Annotated in this window: 14 protein-coding genes and 4 pseudogenes; 7 read left to right on the top strand and 11 right to left on the bottom strand. The window is 63.3% G+C overall.

The window, feature by feature from the left end; translation table 11 throughout:
- Positions 1-120: 120 nt before the first annotated feature.
- From acnB to WJW29_RS17310, 3 genes are all read right to left on the bottom strand, one after another.
- On the bottom strand, positions 121-2,712 hold the full coding sequence (acnB, locus tag WJW29_RS17320) for a bifunctional aconitate hydratase 2/2-methylisocitrate dehydratase (RefSeq protein ID WP_011259443.1): 2,592 nt from the start codon (positions 2,710-2,712) through the stop codon (positions 121-123).
- Positions 2,713-2,777: 65 nt separating this feature from the next.
- Positions 2,778-3,188 (bottom strand): type II toxin-antitoxin system VapC family toxin, encoded by a 411-nt coding sequence (locus WJW29_RS17315; RefSeq protein WP_011259444.1) that lies wholly within the window; start codon positions 3,186-3,188, stop codon positions 2,778-2,780.
- Entirely contained in the window at positions 3,185-3,433 is a 249-nt protein-coding gene (locus WJW29_RS17310; protein ID WP_003486316.1) for an AbrB/MazE/SpoVT family DNA-binding domain-containing protein, read from the bottom strand. The genes WJW29_RS17315 and WJW29_RS17310 overlap by 4 nt, the downstream gene beginning before the upstream one ends.
- A gap of 147 nt (positions 3,434-3,580) precedes the next feature.
- Here WJW29_RS17310 and acnA point away from each other — a divergent pair, with 147 nt between their 5' ends.
- A complete protein-coding gene (gene acnA / locus WJW29_RS17305) occupies positions 3,581-6,349 on the top strand; it encodes an aconitate hydratase AcnA (protein WP_011259446.1) in 2,769 nt (922 codons plus the stop codon).
- 122 nt (positions 6,350-6,471) lie between these two features.
- On the opposite strand, the pseudogene WJW29_RS17300 reads toward acnA, so the two are convergent.
- A pseudogene (locus WJW29_RS17300) lies at positions 6,472-6,901 on the bottom strand (hypothetical protein).
- Between the two features lie 97 nt (positions 6,902-6,998).
- Here WJW29_RS17300 and WJW29_RS17295 point away from each other — a divergent pair.
- Both WJW29_RS17295 and WJW29_RS17290 read left to right on the top strand, forming a co-directional pair.
- Positions 6,999-8,681, top strand: coding sequence for a long-chain fatty acid--CoA ligase (locus WJW29_RS17295; protein ID WP_011259449.1), 1,683 nt, complete (start codon positions 6,999-7,001; stop codon positions 8,679-8,681).
- Positions 8,682-8,857: 176 nt separating this feature from the next.
- Complete coding sequence (locus WJW29_RS17290) at positions 8,858-9,727, top strand: crotonase/enoyl-CoA hydratase family protein (protein ID WP_011408848.1); 870 nt, start codon at positions 8,858-8,860, stop codon at positions 9,725-9,727.
- Positions 9,728-9,738: 11 nt separating this feature from the next.
- Here WJW29_RS17290 and WJW29_RS17285 read toward each other — a convergent pair whose 3' ends face one another.
- The 5 genes from WJW29_RS17285 to WJW29_RS17265 all read right to left on the bottom strand — a co-directional run bounded on the left by WJW29_RS17285 (position 9,739) and on the right by WJW29_RS17265 (position 17,606).
- On the bottom strand, positions 9,739-11,916 hold the full coding sequence (locus tag WJW29_RS17285; RefSeq protein WP_011259451.1) for an ATP-binding protein: 2,178 nt from the start codon (positions 11,914-11,916) through the stop codon (positions 9,739-9,741).
- 364 nt (positions 11,917-12,280) lie between these two features.
- Complete coding sequence (locus tag WJW29_RS17280; RefSeq protein ID WP_011408849.1) at positions 12,281-13,417, bottom strand: two-component system response regulator; 1,137 nt, start codon at positions 13,415-13,417, stop codon at positions 12,281-12,283.
- Positions 13,418-13,558: 141 nt separating this feature from the next.
- The gene (gene lysS, locus WJW29_RS17275; RefSeq protein WP_011408850.1) at positions 13,559-15,076 is read right to left on the bottom strand and encodes a lysine--tRNA ligase; all 1,518 of its coding nucleotides are present in this window, start codon (positions 15,074-15,076) and stop codon (positions 13,559-13,561) included.
- A 203-nt stretch (positions 15,077-15,279) separates the two neighbouring features.
- Positions 15,280-16,405 (bottom strand): peptide chain release factor 2 gene (gene prfB, locus WJW29_RS17270; RefSeq protein WP_014503214.1). Its coding sequence is split into 2 segments (ribosomal slippage): positions 15,280-16,329 and positions 16,331-16,405, totalling 1,125 coding nucleotides; the frame shifts between segments, so codons are not numbered across the junction.
- Positions 16,406-16,658: 253 nt separating this feature from the next.
- Positions 16,659-17,606, bottom strand: coding sequence for a LytTR family DNA-binding domain-containing protein (locus WJW29_RS17265; protein ID WP_041182178.1), 948 nt, complete (start codon positions 17,604-17,606; stop codon positions 16,659-16,661).
- A gap of 159 nt (positions 17,607-17,765) precedes the next feature.
- Here WJW29_RS17265 and WJW29_RS17260 point away from each other — a divergent pair, with 159 nt between their 5' ends.
- From WJW29_RS17260 to WJW29_RS17245, 4 genes and pseudogenes are all read left to right on the top strand, one after another.
- Complete coding sequence (locus WJW29_RS17260; RefSeq protein WP_044757387.1) at positions 17,766-19,016, top strand: acyltransferase family protein; 1,251 nt, start codon at positions 17,766-17,768, stop codon at positions 19,014-19,016.
- Positions 18,899-19,861, top strand: a pseudogene (locus tag WJW29_RS17255) (DUF1176 domain-containing protein). Before WJW29_RS17260 ends, WJW29_RS17255 begins: the two are co-directional and overlap by 118 nt.
- A 420-nt stretch (positions 19,862-20,281) precedes the next feature.
- A pseudogene (locus WJW29_RS17250) lies at positions 20,282-20,683 on the top strand (helix-turn-helix domain-containing protein); the annotation flags it as partial.
- Between the two features lie 183 nt (positions 20,684-20,866).
- Positions 20,867-21,115 (top strand): annotated as a pseudogene (locus tag WJW29_RS17245) (hypothetical protein); the annotation flags it as partial.
- A gap of 160 nt (positions 21,116-21,275) precedes the next feature.
- On the opposite strand, the gene WJW29_RS17240 reads toward WJW29_RS17245, so the two are convergent.
- Together WJW29_RS17240 and WJW29_RS17235 are read right to left on the bottom strand one after the other, a co-directional pair.
- Positions 21,276-21,653 (bottom strand): hypothetical protein, encoded by a 378-nt coding sequence (locus WJW29_RS17240; protein WP_011408855.1) that lies wholly within the window; start codon positions 21,651-21,653, stop codon positions 21,276-21,278.
- 294 nt (positions 21,654-21,947) lie between these two features.
- Positions 21,948-22,234 (bottom strand): IS30 family transposase (locus WJW29_RS17235; RefSeq protein ID WP_113013897.1); only part of this gene is annotated, 287 nt, incomplete at its 5' end.

The following is a 22,234-nucleotide window of genomic DNA, read 5'->3' as shown; positions in this document are numbered from 1 at the left end:
CGCGTTGTTCAAAGGTTGCTTGACGGCCGGCTTCGTGACGATAACACGAAGCCATTGCCCGGAAAGCGAAATGCCCGGCAGTGCCGGGCATTTCGGGACAACACAGACCAGCGGCTGAAATCAGGCCGCGACGGTGTCCGCCACGTCCTGATACTCCTGGATCTGATCGAAGTTCATGTAGCGGTAGATCTGCTCGCCACTGGTCTTGATCACGCCCACATCGGCCATGTACTCGTCCTTGGTCGGGATGCGGCCCAGGCGCGAGCAGATTGCCGCCAGTTCCGCCGAGCCCAGGTACACGTTGGTGTTGCGGCCCAGGCGGTTCGGGAAATTACGCGTGGAGGTGGAGAACACCGTGGCGCCCTCGCGTGCCTGTGCCTGGTTGCCCATGCACAGCGAGCAGCCCGGCATTTCCATGCGCGCACCAGCCGCGCCGAAGGTGCCGTAGTGGCCTTCCTTGGTCAGCTCGGAGGCGTCCATCTTGGTCGGCGGCGCCACCCACAGACGGGTCGGGATATCGCGCTTGCCTTCCAGCAGCTTGGCCGCGGCACGGAAGTGACCGATGTTGGTCATGCACGAACCGATGAACACCTCGTCGATGGCCGCACCGGCAACCTCGGACAGTGTCTTGACGTCGTCCGGATCGTTCGGGCACGCCACGATCGGCTCATGGATATCGGCCAGGTCGATCTCGATGACGGCGGCATACTCGGCGTCGGCATCGGGCTGCAGCAGCTGCGGGTTGGCCAGCCACTCTTCCATCTTCTTGATACGGCGGCCCAGGGTGCGTGCATCGGCGTAGCCTTCGGCAATCATCCAGCGCAGCAGGGTGATGTTGCTGGTCAGGTATTCGATGATCGGCGCCTTGTCCAGGTGCACGGTGCAGCCGGCCGCCGAACGCTCGGCCGAGGCATCGGACAATTCGAACGCCTGCTCCACCTTCAGGTTCGGCAGCCCTTCGATTTCCAGGATGCGGCCGGAGAAGATGTTCTTCTTGCCCTGCTTGGCCACGGTCAGCAGGCCGTCCTTGATCGCGTACAGCGGGATCGCGTTGACAAGGTCGCGCAAGGTCACGCCCGGCTGCATTTCACCCTTGAAGCGCACCAGCACGCTCTCCGGCATGTCCAGCGGCATCACCCCGGTGGCCGCAGCAAACGCCACCAGGCCGGAGCCAGCCGGGAACGAAATACCGATCGGGAAGCGCGTATGCGAGTCGCCGCCGGTGCCGACGGTGTCGGGCAGCAGCATGCGATTGAGCCAGCTGTGGATCACGCCATCGCCCGGACGCAGCGAGATGCCGCCGCGGGTGGAGATGAACTCCGGCAAGGTGTGGTGGGTCTTGACGTCGACCGGCTTCGGGTAGGCCGCGGTGTGGCAGAACGACTGCATCACCAGGTCGGCCGAGAAGCCCAGGCAGGCCAGGTCCTTCAGCTCGTCGCGGGTCATCGGCCCGGTGGTGTCCTGCGACCCCACCGAGGTCATCTTCGGCTCGCAATAGGTGCCCGGGCGCATGCCCTGGCCTTCCGGCAGACCGCAGGCGCGGCCGACCATCTTCTGCGCCAGCGAGAAACCCTTGCCGGTGTCCGGCGGGTCCATCGGCAGACGGAACAGGTCCGAGGCCGGCAGGCCGAGGAATTCGCGCGCCTTGGCGGTGAGGCCACGGCCGACGATCAGCGGAATGCGGCCACCGGCACGCACTTCGTCGAACAGCACGTCCGACTTCATCGCGAACTCGGCAATCACCTGCCCGTTCTTCAATGCCTTGCCGTCGTAAGGACGCAGTTCGACCACATCGCCGTGCTCCATCTGCGACACGTCCAGCTCGATCGGCAAGGCGCCAGCGTCTTCCATGGTGTTGTAGAAGATCGGCGCGATCTTGCTACCCAGGCACACACCGCCGAAGCGCTTGTTCGGGATGTACGGAATATCTTCTCCAGTCCACCACAGCACCGAGTTGGTGGCCGACTTGCGCGAGGAACCGGTACCGACCACGTCGCCCACATACGCGACCAGATGGCCCTTGTCCTTGAGATCGGCAATGGCCTGGATCGGGCCGCGCTTGCCGTCTTCTTCCGGCTCGAACGCCGCGCCATCGCGCTTGTTCTTCAGCATCGCCAGCGCGTGCAGCGGGATGTCCGGGCGGGTGGTGGCATCCGGAGCCGGCGACAGGTCGTCGGTGTTGGTTTCGCCCGGCACCTTGAACACGGTGACGGTCAGGCTCTGCGGCACTTGCGGCTTGCTGGTGAACCACTCGGCATCGGCCCAGCTCTGCAGCACGGACGTGGCGTGCGCGTTACCGGCTTCGGCCTTTTCCTGCACGTCGTGGAACGCATCGAACACCAGCAAAGTGTGCTTGAGCGCTTCGGCGGCGGTGGCGCCCAGCTCGGCGTTGTCCAGCAGGTCGATCAGCGGCTGGATGTTGTAGCCGCCCAGCATGGTGCCGAGCAGCTCAGTCGCACGCGTCGGGCTGATCAGTGCAGTCTTTTCGGTGCCGAAGGCCACGGCGGCCAGGTATGAAGCCTTGACCTTAGCGGCGTCATCCACGCCGGCCGGCACGCGCTGGCTGAGCAGCTCGACCAGGAATTCTTCTTCGCCAGCCGGCGGAGCCTTCAACAGCTCGATGACCTCGGCGGTCTGCTGCGCGGTCAGCGGCAGCGGCGGGATACCGAGCGCGGCGCGCTCTGCAACGTTGTGGCGATAGGCTTCCAACATGCGGGTTCTCCAAAAGGACAGCAGTGAATGTGTAAAAACGTCAGACGTGGATCAGAAGGCGTGGATCAGGCAACGGGCTTGGGGACGGTAATCTTCAAGCCCTTGAAGTAATCGCGGAAGAAGCCCTCGTCGCGGGTGATCAACCCATCGCACTGGAGCATTGCGTGGGCGCCGATCAAAAAATCCGCCACCACCCGCTCGCGCTTGCCGCCGCGTGCGCGGAAGCGCTTGTTCATATGACCGGCGCGCACCGCCGCCGCTTCCTGGGTGGCCTCGTAGCGCACGCCGATCGAGGCCAGGGTTTCCATCAGGTCGACCTGGGTGTCGAGCATGGCCAGCACTTCGGCCACCACGGCGTCGCAAACCACGACCTCGTCGCGCGCCAGGGCGTCGCCGATGCAGATTTCCGACACTTCGCCGTAGACCGGGTCGCCGATCAGGATGTCCAGCAGCACCGAGGAATCCAGAGCGATCATGGGTCGAACGGGTCTCCGGGGGCGCGGCCACGGATGACGCGCATGGCGGCATCGGTGCTGGTCAGGCCATCGACGAGCTTGAACTTGCCGCGCACCTTGCGTAGCGCCTCGCTGACATCTTTACGCAAGATGATGCGGCCACCATCGAGTTCGATCTTGAGAGTGGTGCCCTTGGTCAGACCCAGAGCATCGCGCACGGCTTTTGGCAGCGTGATCTGTCCGCGTTCGGCAACGGTGGCTTCCATGAGCACGCTCCAGAAAGTATGCACGAATGATACGTACTTATACCGTCCTACTCAAGTTCTCAGATTGGCCTGAACACACCGTACGTACACACTGAACCGCTCAGAATGGAGGTCTCCCTAAAGCCTTCGACGCCATAGGAGTGACGCATGAGCGATTCCTTTTCCACTCGCACCTCGCTTGAGGTCCACGGCAAGCGCTACGCCTACTACAGCCTGCCGAAGCTGGGCGAACGCTTCGACATCGGCCACCTGCCCTATTCGATGAAGATCCTGCTGGAGAACCTGCTCCGGCATGAGGACGGCGGTGTCACCGTCGGCAGGGACCACATCGAAGCGGTCGCCAGGTGGGACCCGAAGGCCGAGCCCGATATCGAAATCGCCTTCATGCCGGCGCGCGTGGTGCTGCAGGACTTTACCGGCGTGCCCTGCGTGGTCGACCTGGCCGCGATGCGCGACGCGGTAGTCACACTCGGCGGCAACGCCGACCAGATCAACCCGCAGATTCCTTCCGAACTGGTCATCGACCATTCGGTGCAGGTGGACGTGTTCGGCAAGCCCGACGCGCTCGACCTCAACGGCAAGATCGAATTTCAGCGCAATCAGGAACGCTACGGCTTTCTGCGCTGGGGCCAGAAGGCGTTCGAGAACTTCAAGGTGGTGCCGCCCAACACCGGCATCGTGCATCAGGTGAACCTGGAAAACCTGGCGCGCGTGGTGATGAGCGCGGACAAGGACGGCACCTTGCTCGCCTACCCCGACACCGTGTTCGGCACCGACAGCCACACCACCATGATCAATGGCATCGGCGTGCTGGGTTGGGGCGTGGGCGGCATCGAGGCCGAGGCCGCGATGCTGGGCCAGCCCTCCTCGATGCTGATTCCGCAGGTGGTCGGCTTCAAGCTCAGCGGCAAGCTACCCGAAGGCGCCACCGCCACCGATCTGGTGCTCACCGTCACCCAGATGCTGCGCAAGGCCGGCGTGGTCGGCAAGTTCGTCGAGTTCCATGGCGACGGCCTACAGCACCTGCCGCTGGCCGACCGCGCCACCATCGGCAATATGGCTCCCGAATACGGCGCCACCTGCGGCATCTTCCCAGTCGACGCAGAATCGCTGACCTACCTGCGCCTGTCCGGCCGCAGCGAGGAGCAGATTGCGCTGGTCGAGGCCTATGCCAAGGCGCAAGGCCTGTGGCACGACGCCAACACCCCGCCGGCGCAGTACAGCGCCACGCTGGAACTGGACATGGCCGAGGTCAAGCCGTCGCTGGCCGGCCCCAAGCGCCCGCAGGACCGCGTGCTGCTGGAAGACATGCAGTCCAACTACCGCGAAAGCCTCAAGCCGTTTGCCGACGCACGCAGCAAGAAGCTCACCGACCTCACGCAGGAAGACCGCCTGAAGAACGAAGGCGGCGGCGGCACTACGGTGGGCGCCAAGGCGTCCCAGGCAGAAAGCGCCAGTGCCAGCGGCGCCGGTTGGCAGCTGCGCGATGGCTCGGTGGTCATCGCCGCAATCACGTCGTGCACCAACACCTCCAACCCGGCAGTGATGTTGGGTGCCGGCCTGCTTGCGCGTCATGCGGCAGCCAAGGGTCTGAAAGCGCAGCCATGGGTGAAGACCTCGCTCGGGCCGGGCTCGCGCGTGGTCACCGATTACCTGAGCAAGGCCGGCGTGCTCGCCGACCTGGAAAAACTGGGTTTCTACGTGGTCGGCTACGGCTGCACCACCTGCATCGGCAACTCCGGCCCGCTGCCGGACGACGTGTCTGCGGCGATTGCCAAGGACGATCTGGTGGTGACCTCGGTGCTGTCGGGCAACCGCAACTTCGAAGGCCGCGTACATCCCGAAGTCAAAATGAATTACCTGGCCTCGCCGCCGCTGGTGGTGGCCTACGCCATCGCCGGCACCACCGATATCGACCTCACCACCGAGCCGCTGGGCACCGGTAGCGACGGGCAGCCGGTCTATCTGCGCGACATCTGGCCGAGCAACAAGGAAATCGGCGACACCATCGCCGCCACCGTCGGCCCGCAGATGTTCAAGCAGAACTACGCCGACGTGTTCAAGGGCGACACGCGCTGGAACACCATCGCCTCGCCCGACGGCGCGCTGTACGAGTGGGACGCCGCCTCGACCTACATCAAGAACCCGCCCTACTTCGACGGCATGACCATGCAGGTGGGCCATGTGGACGACGTGCACGGTGCGCGCATCATGGGCCTGTTCGGCGACTCGATCACCACCGACCACATCTCGCCTGCCGGCAACATCAAAAAGGACTCGCCGGCAGGCCGTTTCTTGCAGGAACGCGGCGTGCAACCGGCCGACTTCAACAGCTACGGCAGCCGCCGCGGCAACGACGATGTGATGGTACGCGGCACGTTCGCCAACATCCGCATCAAGAACCTGATGTTCGGCGGCGAAGAAGGCGGCAACACGCTGTACTACCCGGCCGACGGCGGCCAGCCGGAAAAGCTGGCGATCTACGATGCCGCCATGAAGTACAAGTCCGACGGCGTGCCGCTGGTGGTGCTGGCGGGCAAGGAATACGGCACCGGCTCCTCGCGCGACTGGGCGGCCAAGGGCACCAACCTGCTCGGCGTCAAGGCCGTGATCGCCGAGAGCTTCGAGCGCATCCACCGTTCCAACCTGGTCGGCATGGGCGTACTGCCGCTGCAGTTCCTGAACAACGAGAACGCGCAAAGCCTTGGCCTGGATGGCTCGGAAGTGCTGGACATCACCGGCCTGCAGGACGGCGCCAGCCGCCGTGCCACGGTGGATGCCAAAAAGTCCGATGGCAGCGTCAAACAGTTCCAGGTCAAGGTGCTGCTGCTGACGCCGAAGGAAGTGGAGTACTTCAAGCACGGTGGTCTGCTGCAGTACGTGCTGCGTCAACTGGCTGCGCGCAAGCCAGCCTGACCACAGCGCGCATTGCGCTCCACCCATGCAACGCACTCCCGCCGCTTGGCGGGAGTGGCGTTTCCGGTCTCGTGAAAAGGGCGATCACGCCGCGGTGAGCAAAGAGCGCGTGCATCCGGACATCAAACCGAATGACTTGGCCTCCCCGCCGTTGGTGTTGTCTTACGCCAACCGGTGATGACTTGGTAGGTCCGCGCCTGATCGGGCACACAGCGGCCGCTACCGCGGGTCAACAGCGCCGTAAAGCGCACCGTGGCAGTGTCGCCGCGTAGCGCTACCTCGACCGGCCCCAGGGTCACGCCGATCTGTTGCTTGCCCAGCATCTGCACCTGCATCAAGCGCCGCAACACTGGAGCGTCCAGCCCGTTTTCGCCGATAACGTCCTCGGCTATCGGTGCCATCGCCAAGCTCAGCTGCCTGGATGGCTTGATGCATCTGCTCCAGCGTTACGCGCAGACGTTATTCCGGCGCGGCACGCGTGCACCCGAGCAATGCCGGCATGCAAAACCCTACCCACACCACAGGCGACCACGCTTGAATGCTGATCTGCATCACGCTTCGCGTTTTCCATCCATGACGGTATGCTGCCAGTTTTCGTAATGCCGTAAAACACACTGCGGCGCGTCGAGAACACCCTGGAGGGGGGCAGATGAATCAGGCACGTCCTTGGTTGCAAAGTTATCCAGCCGGCGTTGCCGCCGACATCGATCTTGAGCAATTCCGCACGGTGGCCGAGGTGTTCGCCACGTCGGTAAAACGCTTTGCCGACAGGCCTGCGTATCACAGCTTCGGCAAGACCATCACCTACCGCGAAGCGGATCAGCTGGTCGAGCAATTCGCTGCTTACCTGCTTGGCGAACTGCAGTTGAAGAAGGGCGACCGCGTCGCCTTGATGATGCCCAATTGCCTGCAGTATCCAATCGCAACCTTCGGCGTCCTGCGTGCCGGCCTGACCGTGGTCAACGTCAATCCGCTGTATACCCCGCGCGAACTCAAGCATCAGTTGATCGACTCCGGCGCAAGCGTGCTGGTGGTCATCGACAATTTCGGTACCACCGTGCAGCAGGTCATTGCCGACACGCCCGTCAAGCAAGTCATCACCACCGGTCTGGGCGACATGCTGGGCTTTCCGAAGGCGGCGGTGGTCAACTTCGTCGTCAATTACGTCAAGAAGTTGGTGCCGGACTACCGCATCAACGGTGCGATCCGCTTCCGCGAGGCGCTGGCGCAGGGCCGCAAGCACAGCATGCCGACGCTGCAGATCGAGCCCGACGACATCGCGTTCCTGCAGTACACCGGCGGCACCACCGGCGTGGCCAAGGGCGCGATGCTGACTCACCGCAATCTGGTCGCCAATATGCAGCAGGCGCACCAGTGGGTCGGTGGCACCGGCCAGCTGTTGGAAGGCCAGGAAGTGGTCATCACTGCGCTGCCGCTGTACCACATCTTCGCATTGACGGCCAATGGCCTGGTCTTCATGAAGGTTGGCGGCTGCAATCACCTGATCAGCAACCCGCGCGACATGCCCGGCTTCGTCAAGGAGCTGAAAAAGACCCGCTTCACCGCGTTCACTGGCGTCAACACGCTGTTCAACGGCCTGCTCAATACACCCGGTTTCGATCAGATCGATTTTTCCTCACTCAAGATGACCCTGGGCGGCGGCATGGCCGTGCAGCGCTCGGTCGCCGAACGCTGGAAGAAGGTCACCGGCCTGACCCTGGTCGAGGCGTACGGCCTGACCGAAACCTCACCGGCCGCCTGCATCAACCCGATGACCCTAAAGGACTACAACGGCTCGATCGGCCTGCCGATTCCGTCCACCGATGCCTGCATCAAGGACGACGCCGGCACGGCGTTGGCGATCGGCGAGATCGGCGAGTTGTGCATCAAGGGCCCGCAGGTGATGAAGGGCTATTGGAAGAAGGCCGACGAGACCGCCAAGGTGATGGATGCCGAAGGCTGGCTGCACACTGGCGACATCGCCCGCATGGACGAGCAAGGCTTCGTCTACATCGTCGATCGCAAAAAGGACATGATTCTGGTGTCCGGCTTCAACGTCTATCCGAACGAGATCGAAGACGTGATCGCCACCATGCCCGGCGTGCTGGAAGTGGCAGCGGTCGGCATGCCGGACGAAAAGTCCGGCGAGATCGTCAAGGCGGTCATCGTGAAGAAGGACCCTGCCCTGACCGCCGACGATGTGAAGGCGCATTGCCGCGCCAACCTCACCGGCTACAAGCAGCCGCGCGTGATCGAATTTCGGAAGGAATTGCCCAAGACCAATGTGGGCAAGATCCTGCGCCGTGAATTGCGGGACGCGCCGAAAACGTAATACTGGTTATACCGAAGACCAAAGACGTTCAGTCTCCGACGACGCCCGCAATGCGACAAGGCATTGCGGGCGTTTGCTTTTACACGCATAGAATTCGACGTCGGCGCACGCTCACGCGTTCAATCTTATGTCCGTCCGAAAGGCGGCCGGCCGGACGGTCATCACGGAGAACCAACATGTCTGCAGTTCAACCCTTCATTCGCACCAATATTGACTCAACCCTACGCATCATTGAAGAACCGCAGCGTGAGGTGTACTGGATCCATATGCATGCCGATCTTTCAGTCAACCCGGGGCGCGCCTGCTTCTCGACGCGCCTAGTCGACGACATCACCCGCTATCAGACCAACCTGGGGCAGCGCCTGACTGACGCAGGCGTGCTGGCACCGCACGTGGTGTTGGCGTCCGACAGTGACGTGTTCAACCTGGGCGGCGACCTGGCCTTGTTTTGCCGACTCATTCGCGAAGGCGACCGAGTTCGACTGCTTGATTACGCCCAACGCTGTGTGCGCGGTGTACATGCCTTCCATGTCGGACTCGGCGCACGTGCGCACAGCATTGCCCTGGTGCAGGGCAATGCGCTTGGCGGCGGATTTGAAGCCGCATTGAGCTGCCACACCATCATCGCCGAGGAAGGCGTGATGATGGGCTTGCCCGAAGTGCTGTTCGACCTGTTTCCGGGGATGGGCGCCTACTCTTTCATGTGCCAGCGCGTCAGTGCGCAACTGGCGCAAAAGATCATGCTTGAAGGCAATCTGTACTCCGCCGAGCAGTTGCTTGGCATGGGTCTGGTTGATCGCGTGGTGCCGCGCGGCCAGGGCGTGGCCGCAGTCGAACAGGTGATCCGCGAAAGCAAGCGCACGCCGCATGCCTGGGCGGCGATGCAGCAGGTGCGCGAAATGACCACCGCAGTACCATTGGACGAGATGATGCGCATCACCGAAATCTGGGTCGATACGGCGATGCAGTTAGGCGAGAAGTCGTTGCGCACCATGGATCGCCTGGTCCGCGCGCAATCGCGTCGCTCCGGGCTTGACGCCGGCTGATGTGCGGCGGGCTATTCGCTGCTCCGGGGGGAGCGTTCGTCGTCTTTGACGCCTTGCAGGCGTGCGTCGAGTACCTCCCTTCCGGTCTGTAGCTGCTCGCGTAGCGCCGACAGCAGCTGCCGCCATTCGGCCTGTAGCTGCCAATCGGCCATGCGCATCAGCTCGCCGCCACTGCTGGCCAGCTGGGCCAGCCCCAGATTGCTGGCAACGCCACGCAATGCGTGGGCGCCTTCGCGTAGCTGCTCCCAATCCGAGCGGCTGCCATCGCGCTCGATCGCACCGACACAATTGTGTGCATCATCCAGACATTGCCGAATGAACTGACGTTCGAATTCTTCCCCCATGCCCAACGCGGCAAGTTCGTCCAGCACGCTGGCGTCGAGCACGCCTTCGAAACTGGTCGGTGCCTGCACGACCGGAGCCTGCGTCGCCAGTGGACGGGTGCTGACCGCAAGCTCAGCCACCGTGTCGAGCAACTTGGCAGCCACCACGGGCTTGGCCAGAAACGCACGGGCACCGGCCTGCTCGCACGCGCGGATCGCCTCGGGTGTGACATCGGCGCTGAGCACCACCACCGGGGTGTAGCGCATCCCGCTGGCTTGCATCACGCGCAGTTGCTTGAGCATGTCCAGTCCACTCATGCCCGGCATGTGGAGATCCACAATCACCGCATCGAAATCCTCGTCGGCCATCGCGTCCAATACCTGCTCGGCACCGTTGACGCACATCACCCTGTGCCCGGCCTTCTCCAGCAATCGCTGCAACACCATACGATTGGCTTCATGGTCATCGGCCACCAGCATGCGCATGCTGCGCACGCGCGCGCGATGACGCAGAAACGGGTTGGAGAAGGCAATGACGTTGGAGGGTTCCAGTTCGTCGGGCGTCTCCAGCACGCCGACCGGCGTGCGCGTCGGCGCAGCCTTCTCCAGGATGCCAATCTCCAGCTGCAACTCGAACCAGAACACGCTGCCGCTTGGGCGATTGGGGGTATAGCCAATTGCGCCGCCCATGGCCTCGATCAGCCCCTTGGCGATCGTGGTACCCAGGCCAGTGCCTTCATAGCGGCGCGACAACCCCATGTCCGCCTGCTCGAACGCCTCGAACATGCGCGGACGCATGTCCATCGGCACGCCGATACCGCTGTCCTCGACATCGAAACGCAGCCGCACCGTGTCGGCACCATTGCCGGCGAGCCGCGCGACCCGCAGCAGCACATGCCCGTGATCAGTGAACTTGACCGCATTGCCCAATAAGTTGAGCAACACCTGGCGTAGATGGCCGGTGTCGCCCTTGAGCAGGTCCGGTACGTCGGTGGCGACCTCGGTGCCGTAATCCAGTCCGCGCGTCTTGGCCTGCGGCTGCAGGATCATGTTGACCGAGCCAATAAGGTCGCGCAGCGAGAAATCGCGGCGATCGATACGGATCTTGCCCGCCTCGATCGCGGAAATATCCAGCACCTCTTCCACCAGCGACAGCAGACTGCGCGCCGAGGCCTGGATGGTATTCAGGCATTCCTTCTGCTCTACATCCAGACGCGTGGTGGCCAGCACTTCGGTCATGCCCGACAAGCCATTCAACGGGGTGCGGAATTCGTGACTCATATTGGCCAGGAAACGGCTCTTGGCCTGGTTGGCATGCCGCGCTTCGCGTACCGCGCGCGTCATCGCACGCAACAACGAATCGAAGTACAGCGGCACCGCAATCAAGCCCAGCAGCAAGCCCCAACTCAAATAGGGATTGGCTTTCCAATAAGGCGAAATCAGGATGGCACTGAGAACACTCAGGCTGGCCATCGCCGTGGCGGCACGTAGATAGTTGCTGCCGTAGCGCAAGCCATTGCCGATGGTCACCCACATGCACACCGCGTACAACGGCGATGCCGGTTCGCCCTGAATGGCCATGATCGCGCCGGTGCAGGTGTAGTCGAGCAGCATGGCGATCAGACGCCGCCTGTGCGACACCTGCGGCCGTAGCAGGATCGCCACCATGAGCGCCAGCGATACCACCAGTTCGCCAACCAGGATCAACCAAGTGGCCATCAAGGTGTCGCCGTGGGTGTTGTGGTAGCGCCAACCCAGGTAGGAGATGAACAACGTGGTGATGATGATACGGATCAGGTTTTGCGCGTGTTCCGTATCCGGCCGGCCTGACAGACGTTGTTTCAACCATGTCAGTGGAGACTTCATAGACGCCTCAGACGCACTCTCGCGTCAATGGGTTGGGATCCTTCCGTGGCTGCAGCGCAGCGCCGATACCCGCAGCAAACGCGGGCCGGATAATGCTTGGGCTGGCTCGTGCAGCGTACGCACCAACGTCACAGGACTGCAGGTCAACGCGCCCAGCCGTGCAATCGATGCCCCATAATGACCTTGCCACGCCAACATTGCACCCAAGCTGAGCGTGGCAATGACCAAGATGTGCACAGCCTCACTGCCGAAACGCGGCGCGGTGCCGATCGCGCTCCAGAGCAGCGCGACGCACGCCTGACCATGCTCGCTGCAGGGTCGCCGGATGGGGCGATCACGCAGCTGACCAGGCGCCGCCCTCACCTCACACCCCGGGTCGCGCCGATGCGGTGGAGAACTCGCCACAGATCTGCTCCAGCTGCGCACGGCCACGCAACAGCGCATCCACGCAGCGCGGGTCGAACAGACGGCCGCGTTGGGCATACAGGTAGGCCAGCGCGGCGTCCACGGTCCAGGCTTCTTTGTAGGGGCGCGGCGACAACAGGGCGTCGAACACGTCGGCCACTGCGACGATGCGCGCTTCCAGCGGAATCGCCTCACCGACCAGGCCATCCGGATAACCGGTGCCGTCATAACGCTCGTGATGGCGCAGCGCGATCAGCGCGCCCACCTGGATGAAACGGTTCTGGCTACCGCTGAGCAACTCGTAGCCGATACGCGGATGGCGTTTCATCACGCTCATCTCGTCGTCAGTGAGCTTGCCCGGCTTGAGCAACACCGAATCGGGAATGGCGATCTTGCCCATGTCGTGCAGCGGTGCGGCCATCTCGATGATGCGCACCTCTTCTTCCGACAACCCCAGTTGCTCGGCAATCAGGCCCGCCACATGAGACATGCGTTCGAGAAACGCACTGGTGCCAGCGTCGCGGTATTCGATCGCGCGCGCCAACCGCGACAAGGTTTCGCGCTCGCGTTCTTCGACCTCGTTCATGCTGGCCAGCAAGCGCTGCTCCAGCGACAACGCGCGTTGCTTGACGCTTTCGCTCTGCTGGCGCAGCTGCAGCAAGTTGGAGCAGCGCGCGCGGAGCTCGCGCGGGCGGATGGGCTTGACGAGGAAGTCGATCACACCCGCTTCCAGCGCCGCCTGACGAATCGGTTCATCGCCGACGATGGTGATCAGGATGATCGGAATATCGCGGTGGCTGGGCAGCCGGCGCAGGCGCCGCGCGAATTCCAGACCGTCCATGCCGGGCATGCGGTAGTCCAGCAGCAACAGATCCACGCGCCCGGCTTCGCACCAGGCCAAGGCGTCGAGCGGATCGCCGAAATCGTAGACCTTGAGCTCCGGCGCGATGTCCTCGATGACATGGCGCAGCATCGTCCGCGCAGACATCTGGTCATCGACAATGACGATGTTCAATCCCATATCCGCCTTTTCCGCACAGCTTACCCATGTATCCGTCGAAAATGCGCCGCCCGGACGTCCTGAAACATCCTGCATAGCGTTTGCTCCTCTATTCTCGAGAACGGAAAAGCGATGACGCCGGCGCCTGTGCCGACTCTCCCGAACAATACGCTGTTCGAGGCTCTGCACTAGCATATGCAGTAAGTGTGCCGTCGGCACACCGACAGCACAAAAAAATTAGGCTTCCGGACGCATATACGGGAACAGCAGGACATCGCGGATCGAGGTACTGCCGGTCAACAGCATCACCAGCCGGTCGATACCGATGCCCAGGCCGCCGGTCGGCGGCATGCCGTACTCCAACGCACGGATGTAGTCGGCGTCGAAATGCATCGCTTCGTCGTCACCGCCGTCCTTGGCCTGCACCTGCGCCTGGAAGCGTGCGGCCTGGTCCTCGGGGTCATTGAGCTCGGAGAAGCCGTTGGCCAGCTCCTTGCCATTGATGAAGAGCTCGAAGCGGTCGGTATAGCCCGGCTCGGTGTCGCTGGAGCGCGCCAGCGGCGACACTTCGACCGGGTGGTCGGTGATGAAGGTCGGCTGCACCAGCGTGTGTTCGACGGTGGCCTCGAAAATTTCCAGCAGCAGCTTGCCCCAGCCGTAGGACGGCTTGACGCGGATCTTCAGGCGCTCGCAATGGCGCAACAGCGCATCGCGATCGGTGCAATCGGCCGCGCTGATCTCCGGATTATGGTGGCGAACGGCCTCATCCATGCGCCAGCGCCGAAAAGCCGGCGCCAAATCGATGTCGGCGCCATCCCAGCTCACCTGCGTGGTGCCCAACACCGACTGCGCGGTGTCGCGGATCACCTGCTCGGTCAGGTCCATGATCTCGTGGTACGTGGCATAGGCCTCGTAGAGCTCGAGCATGGTGAACTCGGGGTTGTGCCGGGTCGACACGCCCTCGTTACGGAAATTGCGGTTGATCTCGTAGACGCGCTCCAGCCCACCGACCACCAGACGCTTGAGATACAGCTCCGGCGCCACGCGCAGGTACAGATCCAGGTCCAGCGCGTTGTGGTGGGTGGTGAACGGCTTGGCCGTGGCGCCGCCGGGGATGTAATGCATCATCGGCGTTTCCACTTCCAGGAAGCGGCGCGCATCCAACCACGCGCGCATGGCGCGGATGATCTTGGAGCGCTTGATGAAGACCTCGCGCGCTTCCGGGGTCACGATCAGGTCGACATAACGCTGGCGGTAGCGCTGCTCCACGTCCGACAGGCCATGCCACTTGTCCGGCAGCGGGCGCAGCGACTTGGTCAGCAGGCGCAACGCGCTGGCCTTGACCGACAGTTCGCCGGTCTTGGTGCGGGTGAGCCCGCCCTCCACCGCCACGATGTCGCCGACATCCCAGCCCTTGAACGCGGTGTAGGCATCGCCGAGCACATTGCCCTGCAGGAACAGCTGCACACGCCCGGACTCGTCCTGGATCTGCGCAAAGCTGGCCTTGCCCATGACCCGCTTGGCCATCAGGCGGCCGGCCATCTTGACCGTGCGACCGCTGGCCTCCAGCGCGTCGGGGGTCCAGGTATCGGCGTCGGCGAACTCGGCCTGCAGGTCGCCGGCGAAGTGCTCGCGGACGAAGTCGTTCGGGTAGGCGATGCCCTGGCCGCGCAACGCGCCCAGTTTCGCGCGGCGCTCGGCGATGAGGCTGTTCTCGTCGGCAGGGGGCTGCGGCGCGGGGATCTGCTCGGTCATGGCGGGAATCGATCTGCTGTGGGTCGGGCGGGTGCCCGGTGGGGAATGAGGCACCGGCGGCGCCGGCACTCTTTTACAATGTCGGTGTGACGAAGATACGCGTTATCCGTGTCACCGGAAGCCGCAGTGCATGACCACCGCTGCGTCACGGGTACTGCGGAGCTGCGCCAGGATGCCGTCGCGACGGCCACTTGGCGCATCGGTCAGGCATCCAGGCGTTTGGAGCCCGCTGCGAGACCGGCCTTCAGGCTGGCCTCGACGAATTCGTCCAGGTCGCCGTCCAGCACTTTCTGCGTGTCGCTGCGTTCGATGCCGGTTCGCAGATCCTTGATGCGGCTCTGATCGAGCACGTAGTTGCGGATCTGGCTGCCCCAGCCGATGTCGGACTTGGTCGCTTCCAGCGCATCGCGCTCGACATTGCGCTTCTGCACTTCCAGCTCGTACAGCTTGGCCGCCAGCATCTTCATCGCGTTGTCGCGGTTCTGGTGCTGGCTGCGGCCGGTCTGGCAGGCAACCACGGTATTGGTCGGGATGTGCGTGATACGTACCGCCGATTCGGTCTTGTTGACGTGCTGACCACCGGCGCCGGACGAGCGATACACGTCGGTACGCAGGTCGGCCGGATTGATGTCGATCTCGATGTTGTCGTCCACTTCCGGCGACACGAACACCGAGGTAAAGCTGGTGTGCCGGCGGTTATCGGAGTCGAACGGCGACTTGCGCACCAGCCGGTGCACGCCGATCTCGGTCTTCAACCAGCCATAGGCGTACTCGCCTTCGATGCGGACGGTGGCCGACTTGATGCCCGCGACTTCGCCGCCGGACACTTCCATCAGCTCGGTCTTCCAGCCGCGCGACTCGGCCCAGCGCAGGTACATGCGCAACAGGATTTCGGCCCAGTCCTGCGCCTCGGTGCCCCCGGCGCCGGCCTGGATGTCGACGAACGCATTGGCGCCGTCCATCTGGCCGGAGAACATGCGCTCGAATTCCAGCTTCTCGACATGGGTCTGGTACTTGTCCAGATCGGCGATCACCGCCAATGCAGTGTCTTCGTCCTGTTCGCTCTCGGCCAGCTCCAGCAGGTCACCCGCATCGACCAGGCCCGACAGCACATCGGCAATGCCGATCACGGTCTTTTCCAGCATCGAACGCTCGCGGCCCAAGGCCTGCGCGCGCTCGGCGTCGTTCCACACGTCGGGGCTCTCAAGCTCCCGACTGACTTCCTCTAGACGCTCTTTCTTGACGTCGTAGTCAAAGATACCCCCTGAGCGAGAGCACGCGATCGTTGAGATCGGTGATGCGCTGGCGGATCGGATTGGTTTCGATCATGACGGACTTCCGGCAAACAAGCTGGCTAGTTTAACAAGCGGACGGCGGCGGCGGAACGCGGCGGAACTGTGGCCGCGCATGCTGCAGCACCTGTTAGTGCGCACGTGCCTGGCTGCCGTGCTCGACCGCAGGCTCGGCGAGCAATCACCATCGCGCATCGGTGTCTCAGCAACTGCGATCCACCAGTACAATGCGGGCTGGGACGGATTCGGGACCAGACGCGGGTCACCCCGGGCGGCGCCGTCGCAGCGACTTACGCCACCAGTGCGTCGATCTTGGGCGCAGCGGTGCCCTGCCCCGCATGCGCACGCAAGCCGGCCAGGTGGCTACGACTGCACGGCAGCACGGTGGCGTCGCGCAGATGCACGCGCGCATCGCCGGAATCGACCGGTTCGATCGCCTGCACTTGGCCCAGATTGACCAGATAGCTGCGATGGATGTGCACTAACACGGCCGGGTACAGTTTGGCCTCGATCGCGGCCATGGTGCTGCGCAACGGGTAATCGTGACCGCGCAGATGCAGGTTGACGTCATTGCCCGCGGCCTGGATCCACTCGATATCGGCGGTGGCGACCAGGAAGTCACGTCCCAACTTGCGCACCAGAAATCGCTCCGGGCGCTCCAGCGGCTCTACTGGCGGACCATCGTCAGGTGCGGCGAGCAGATGCGCCTCGCCCTGACGGCGCCGCGCGTACCAGGCTAGCGTATGCTGTACCGCCACCAGCAGCGCAAAGGTGCGCAGATCCTTGGACAGCTCGTACACCCACTGCAGCCAGCCACCGAAATCGTAATGCGCGCCGGCCAGTGCGTAGACCAGCAGGCGCAGCACGACCATGCCGGCGACATGCAGCAGCCACCAGCCCAGTGCAGCGATCACATACGCTGGCAGGCGTCGTTCCCAGACATCGGCATGCAGCGGCCAGCGTGCGCAGAGCCACACCACGGCCGGCAACAGCATGAGCGCCGCCGTGGCGCTACTCAGTTCCCAACTCAGCACCTGCCACACCACGATGGGTTGGCCATCGCGGCGCGCGGCAAGCCAGGCGGTCCAGACGTTGCCCAGTGCACTCAGGTAGAACACCAGCGACCAGATCACCACGGCCCAGCGCATGGCGGCGCGGCCGGCCCGGTGGTGGATGATTGGCGGGCGCGGCCCGGTCGATTGCATTGCACATGTCCACAGTTGGCAGGCGCCGATCATAGAGGCCTGCGCTAGCTGGCGAAACCGCCCTCCCTGCCGCCCCCATTCGTCCCTGGGTTGGCACCACTGGTCACTGCGGGCCGGGGTTTCCACCCCTGACATCACCGATTGAGCAGGCCGCAGCGCAGGATGCATGCATTCTTCGACCAGCCGCCAACCATGACCGAGCGCCGCCACGATATCGATACCTTGCGCATCTTCACCTTCGCCCTGCTGATCCTCTACCACGTGGGCATGGCCTATGTAGCCGACTGGGATTTCCACCTCAAGAGCGTGCACACGGCCGAGTGGTTGCAGTGGCCGATGATCGTGCTCAATCGCTGGCGGATGCCATTGCTGTTCATGATCTCCGGCATCGCGATCGGCTTGTCGCGGCCGCAGGCCACGCCGTGGCGCTTCGCGTTGCGTCGCTGCGGGCGATTGCTGCCGCCGTTGCTGTTCGGCATGTTCGTCGTGGTGGCAGTGCAGGCCTACTGCCAGGGCGTGAGCAACGGCAAGGTCGCCACCGGCTTCGGTAGCTTCCTGCTGCGTTACTGGCAGGTGCGCCCGTGGCCGGCCGGCAGTTTCGATGGCTGGAAACACGGCATCACCTGGAATCACTTGTGGTATCTGGCGTACCTGCTGCCCTACACCGCAGCCTTGATGGTGCTGGTATCACTGAGCAAGCTGCTACGGCTGCCGGCATTGCCGCGGCTTCCGTCTTCGGTTGTGGTGCCGGCCCTGCTGGTAGTGCCGATCCTGTGGGAAGCGTTCTGCGTGATGTGGGTGATGCCGCGACATCCACCGACCCATGCGTTGGTCGGCGACTGGTTTGTGCATGCCGAATCGTTCCCACTCTTTTTATTGGGCTATCTGCTGGCACGCAACGCACGCTTCTGGCAGCTGGCCGTGCAACTGCGTTGGCTCACACTGGTAGCCGCGGCGCTGACCATCGCAACCGAGCTGGTCATTCGTTATCTGGGCATGCACGTGCAGCCCGCGCAGTTGCCGCAGGTGCTGGCCGCCCTGCCATGGGAAACGCTGGAACACGGCGCACGCGCGGCTTACACCTGGCTGGCGCTGCTGACTCTGCTGGGCTGGGCGAAGCAGCGTTTGAACCACCCGTTCCGCTGGCTGCCGTATTGCACCGAAGCGGTGTTCCCCTGGTACATCCTGCATCAGAGCCTGATCATCGTGATGCTGTACTGGCTGATGCCGTTGCAGTTGAACGCCTGGCTGGAACCGGCACTGGTGATTGCCGCCACAGTGATCGGCTGTCTGGCACTGCATGAGTCCGTGATCCGGCGCGTGCGTTGGCTGCGGCCATTGTTCGGCTTGACTGGACCATCGCCTGCGACAACACCCGCACCTGCCGCGCCGCCGGATATCAGGCCGATGAAGGCGAGCACTTGCCGGTATCTGTGCTGCTGACCCGCACGGCCGGCGCTGGGCAGACAGTGACGGCGGAGTTGATGCTTGGTCAGTACGACGAGATCAAGATGCCGGCATCGTGACGCCGCGGATCGATCGACGCGCTCTGGGCAAGCTGGCGCTGGACCGCAGCAGCGGCACCGTGCCGCTGAGTGCCGCGCAGGTCACCGCAGTGCTAGCCGCGCTGCGCGGCAACAGCACGATTGTGGCGGTGGGGAACGCTGGCCGCTGTCCGACCGCGGCGCCTCGGCAGTGCTGCTGAAGATGGACGCATTTCAGGACCGGCTGGGCACACGCGGTATGTTGGTACGCAAGGGCGATCATGACGAAACCAAAGTGCTGCCGGCAGTGCCGGTGCCGCAAGTGCGCGCGGCCAACCTCCCCGCAGCGCAGGCCGGCGATGCGCGCATCGGCACACTGCCCGCGCTGTTTCAGGCCTTGCGCGCCAGCTTGCCGGCCGATGAAGAATGCAACGGGCTGCAAGCCGGCGATGCGCAGGAACCGTTGACCGTCACCCGGCTCAGCACCGACAAGCTGCTGGTCTCTACCGATTGCTGGATGGGCGCGTACAACGTCGGCACCGGCGTCCGGGTCCTCAATGCACGCGCACCATTTTCATGCCAACCCTGGTGACCACACAGGCAAGCGACATCGATGGTTCCACCCTGCTGTCGTCGCAAAAAGGCAGCGGCCTGGGCGATTGCGACAGCGATGCCAGGTGGACCTGGGACGGCCGCCGTTTCGTACCGACGTCCACATCCACCTCGGGCCTGTGCCGCCTGGTGGCTGCCGGCGGCGCGTGGGAGTTGCCGACCTTGGTGACCGAGGTCAAGTCGTCGCCTTGATTGAAGCGCAGACAGTGCATGCATGCTCTGTCTGCGGAAGCGCCAGTCAAGCTGGTTTGCGCGTAGAGCGTTCAATACAGCAAGCAGAAACGCGCTGTCCGCGCTCTTCGACATGCCACCAGCCAACTGTCTGGTGCGGTGCCCTCGCCGATTGCGGGACCGTTGGCGGCATGGATGCCGCCATCGAGCCCCCACGGATGGAGTCACGGCGTGTCCCGCGAGCGGTGAGGACATCGCGCACTCGACCAATGCGGATTGGAACGATCGAGATGGCGCGAAGTGCGAGGAACAAAAACTGGCTCATCGCGGATTCGTGTGGGTGCCTTGAGGCCCTTGACGCTGCGTCAAGCATTGGAAACAAGCCCTTTCCGGCGCCCCAGAAGGTGGTGCATCCTGTACTGAACTTGTTGAGGCGGTGGTGTGCATGAAGACGGGCCGTCGGCTGAGCCCGTTGTTTTCCTTCACTGGCTTCGCTGCCCGGTCCACGCTCAAGGGCGTGTTCGGCGCCCCGAAGGCGCGGATCGTGACGTTGCGTCGCCGAAAAAAACGGCCGTGTGCTCCAACTGCGGTCATCGGTGTCGCAGCCGCTACGACAAGCGCCTGTGTCGCGCCCGTGACCTGCGCGTGGCCGGCTGGACGCTGCACGTGGAGTTCGAGCGCTGGCGGGTCGATTGCCCGGGGTGCGGCGGCGTGCACGTAGAGCGACTGGACTGGCTGGCGAAGAACCCGCGCTACACCGAGCGGTTCGCGCTGCATGTGGGCAATCTGTGCCGGAGCATGACCCACACAGCCGTGGCCGAGCTGGAGCGGCTGCACGACAGTACGGTCAAGGACTTGTCCAAACTGTACATGGCCGAACAGCTGCGTCGGGCGGGGACGCCGGCGCCGCGTACCATCGGCATCGACGAGATCGCGATCCACAAGGGCCATGACTCTCGCGTGGTCGTCAGCGACCTGGAACGCGGCCGACCGATCTGCGCGGTCGTGGGGAGACCATCGCCAACACTGCGCGTCTATGGCTTCCAGCAATCTGACGCGGCCGACGCGATCCGGGCGCTACTGGCCGCCGCCAACGTGGAAGTGAACCGACCCGCCGTGGAGGCCGGTTTGCTGGTGCTCGACGCAGGCGGTGACTTTGCCGATGGCGTCATTGCCTACGAAGGTAATTGGCTTGGTGGGGAAACCTTCGTTTCCTTCGATAAGAAGGCGATGACACTTCTCGCTGTCCAAGGGCAATCAGCGCGTCTTTTGTGACGGATATGAGAATGAACGAATTTCGCCGACTGGCCACGAAGATCGACCAGCATATGCAACAGCTTGCCACCCAAGGTGTCAGTGAGGCCCATTCCATCATCAATCACATGATGGGGTACGTGCCTGACAACCGTGCAGCTGGGCCAGGTCGAGGGTCGGCTCACACGATCTTGCAAGGGATAGAAGCGTCCTCGTCTAAGCGATAGACGGCGCACAAACGGTGGTAGCCGTCGGCAACTACGGTGCGCTGGCCTTCCTGGCGCACTAGCAGCAGCGGTGACAGAGCGGTGCCGGACTGGATTTTTTTGAGGTCCCTTTCCACGTGTGCATTGCTCATTCCTAGCGGCGAGAGGCCGCTGGCGCGCAGGATGTCCTTGGCCTTGAAGGCCGACATGGGTGCCGCGTGCAGCGTACGCACCAGCTTGGCGCAGTGGGCGTCGTCATACAGCAGATTGAGATAGGACTGCGCAGCCGGATAATCATGTTCCTCCGGTTGAGCCAGCCAGGCGATTGTGTTCTTGTCGGTCTTGTCACCCATTAAAGTGCTCCCTCGTTGGTAGGTTGAACCACTGCTTCTGCTGGCGCAATGTTGCGTTATACCCCGAAACCACGGGAGGCAGGGATTTGTGTAAAAAACAGCCAAAAGTGAGCTAACTCGCTCTCAGCAAAGGTCTTCTACACGAATACGTGCCGACACTCCAGAAGAGCGTAAGCAACAGCTAATGACGTGCCGTGTCCAAATAATTGTAGAAGTGCTTCAGCGCTATCTCGGTGCGGCTGTCCGCGTACTCCAGGAGCTGGATGAATCGTTCGGTCTTTTCTGTGGGCGAATTCAACTCTGATTCGCAACGCTGTTGAGGACCTCCTCGGAGAAGACTTCGAGGGGCGTTTTGAATCCAAGTATCTTGCGCGGACGATTGTAGAGCCGCTGCTCGATCCATCGCAGGTGCGCATTGGTGATGGTGCTGAAATCGGTCTGTCGTGGCAAGTATTGGCGTGTCAACCCGTTGGCATTCTCGTTGCTGCCGCGCTGCCATGCGCAGTACGGATCTGCGAAATAGAAATCGCTCTGCAAGCAGGCGGCAATGAGCCGATGATCGGCGAACTCCTTGCCGTTGT

It is taken from the genome of Xanthomonas sp. JL1, from assembly GCF_038405005.1.
The sequence above is the reverse complement of the archived record's forward strand: the minus strand, read 5'-3'. Positions and strand labels throughout refer to the sequence as shown.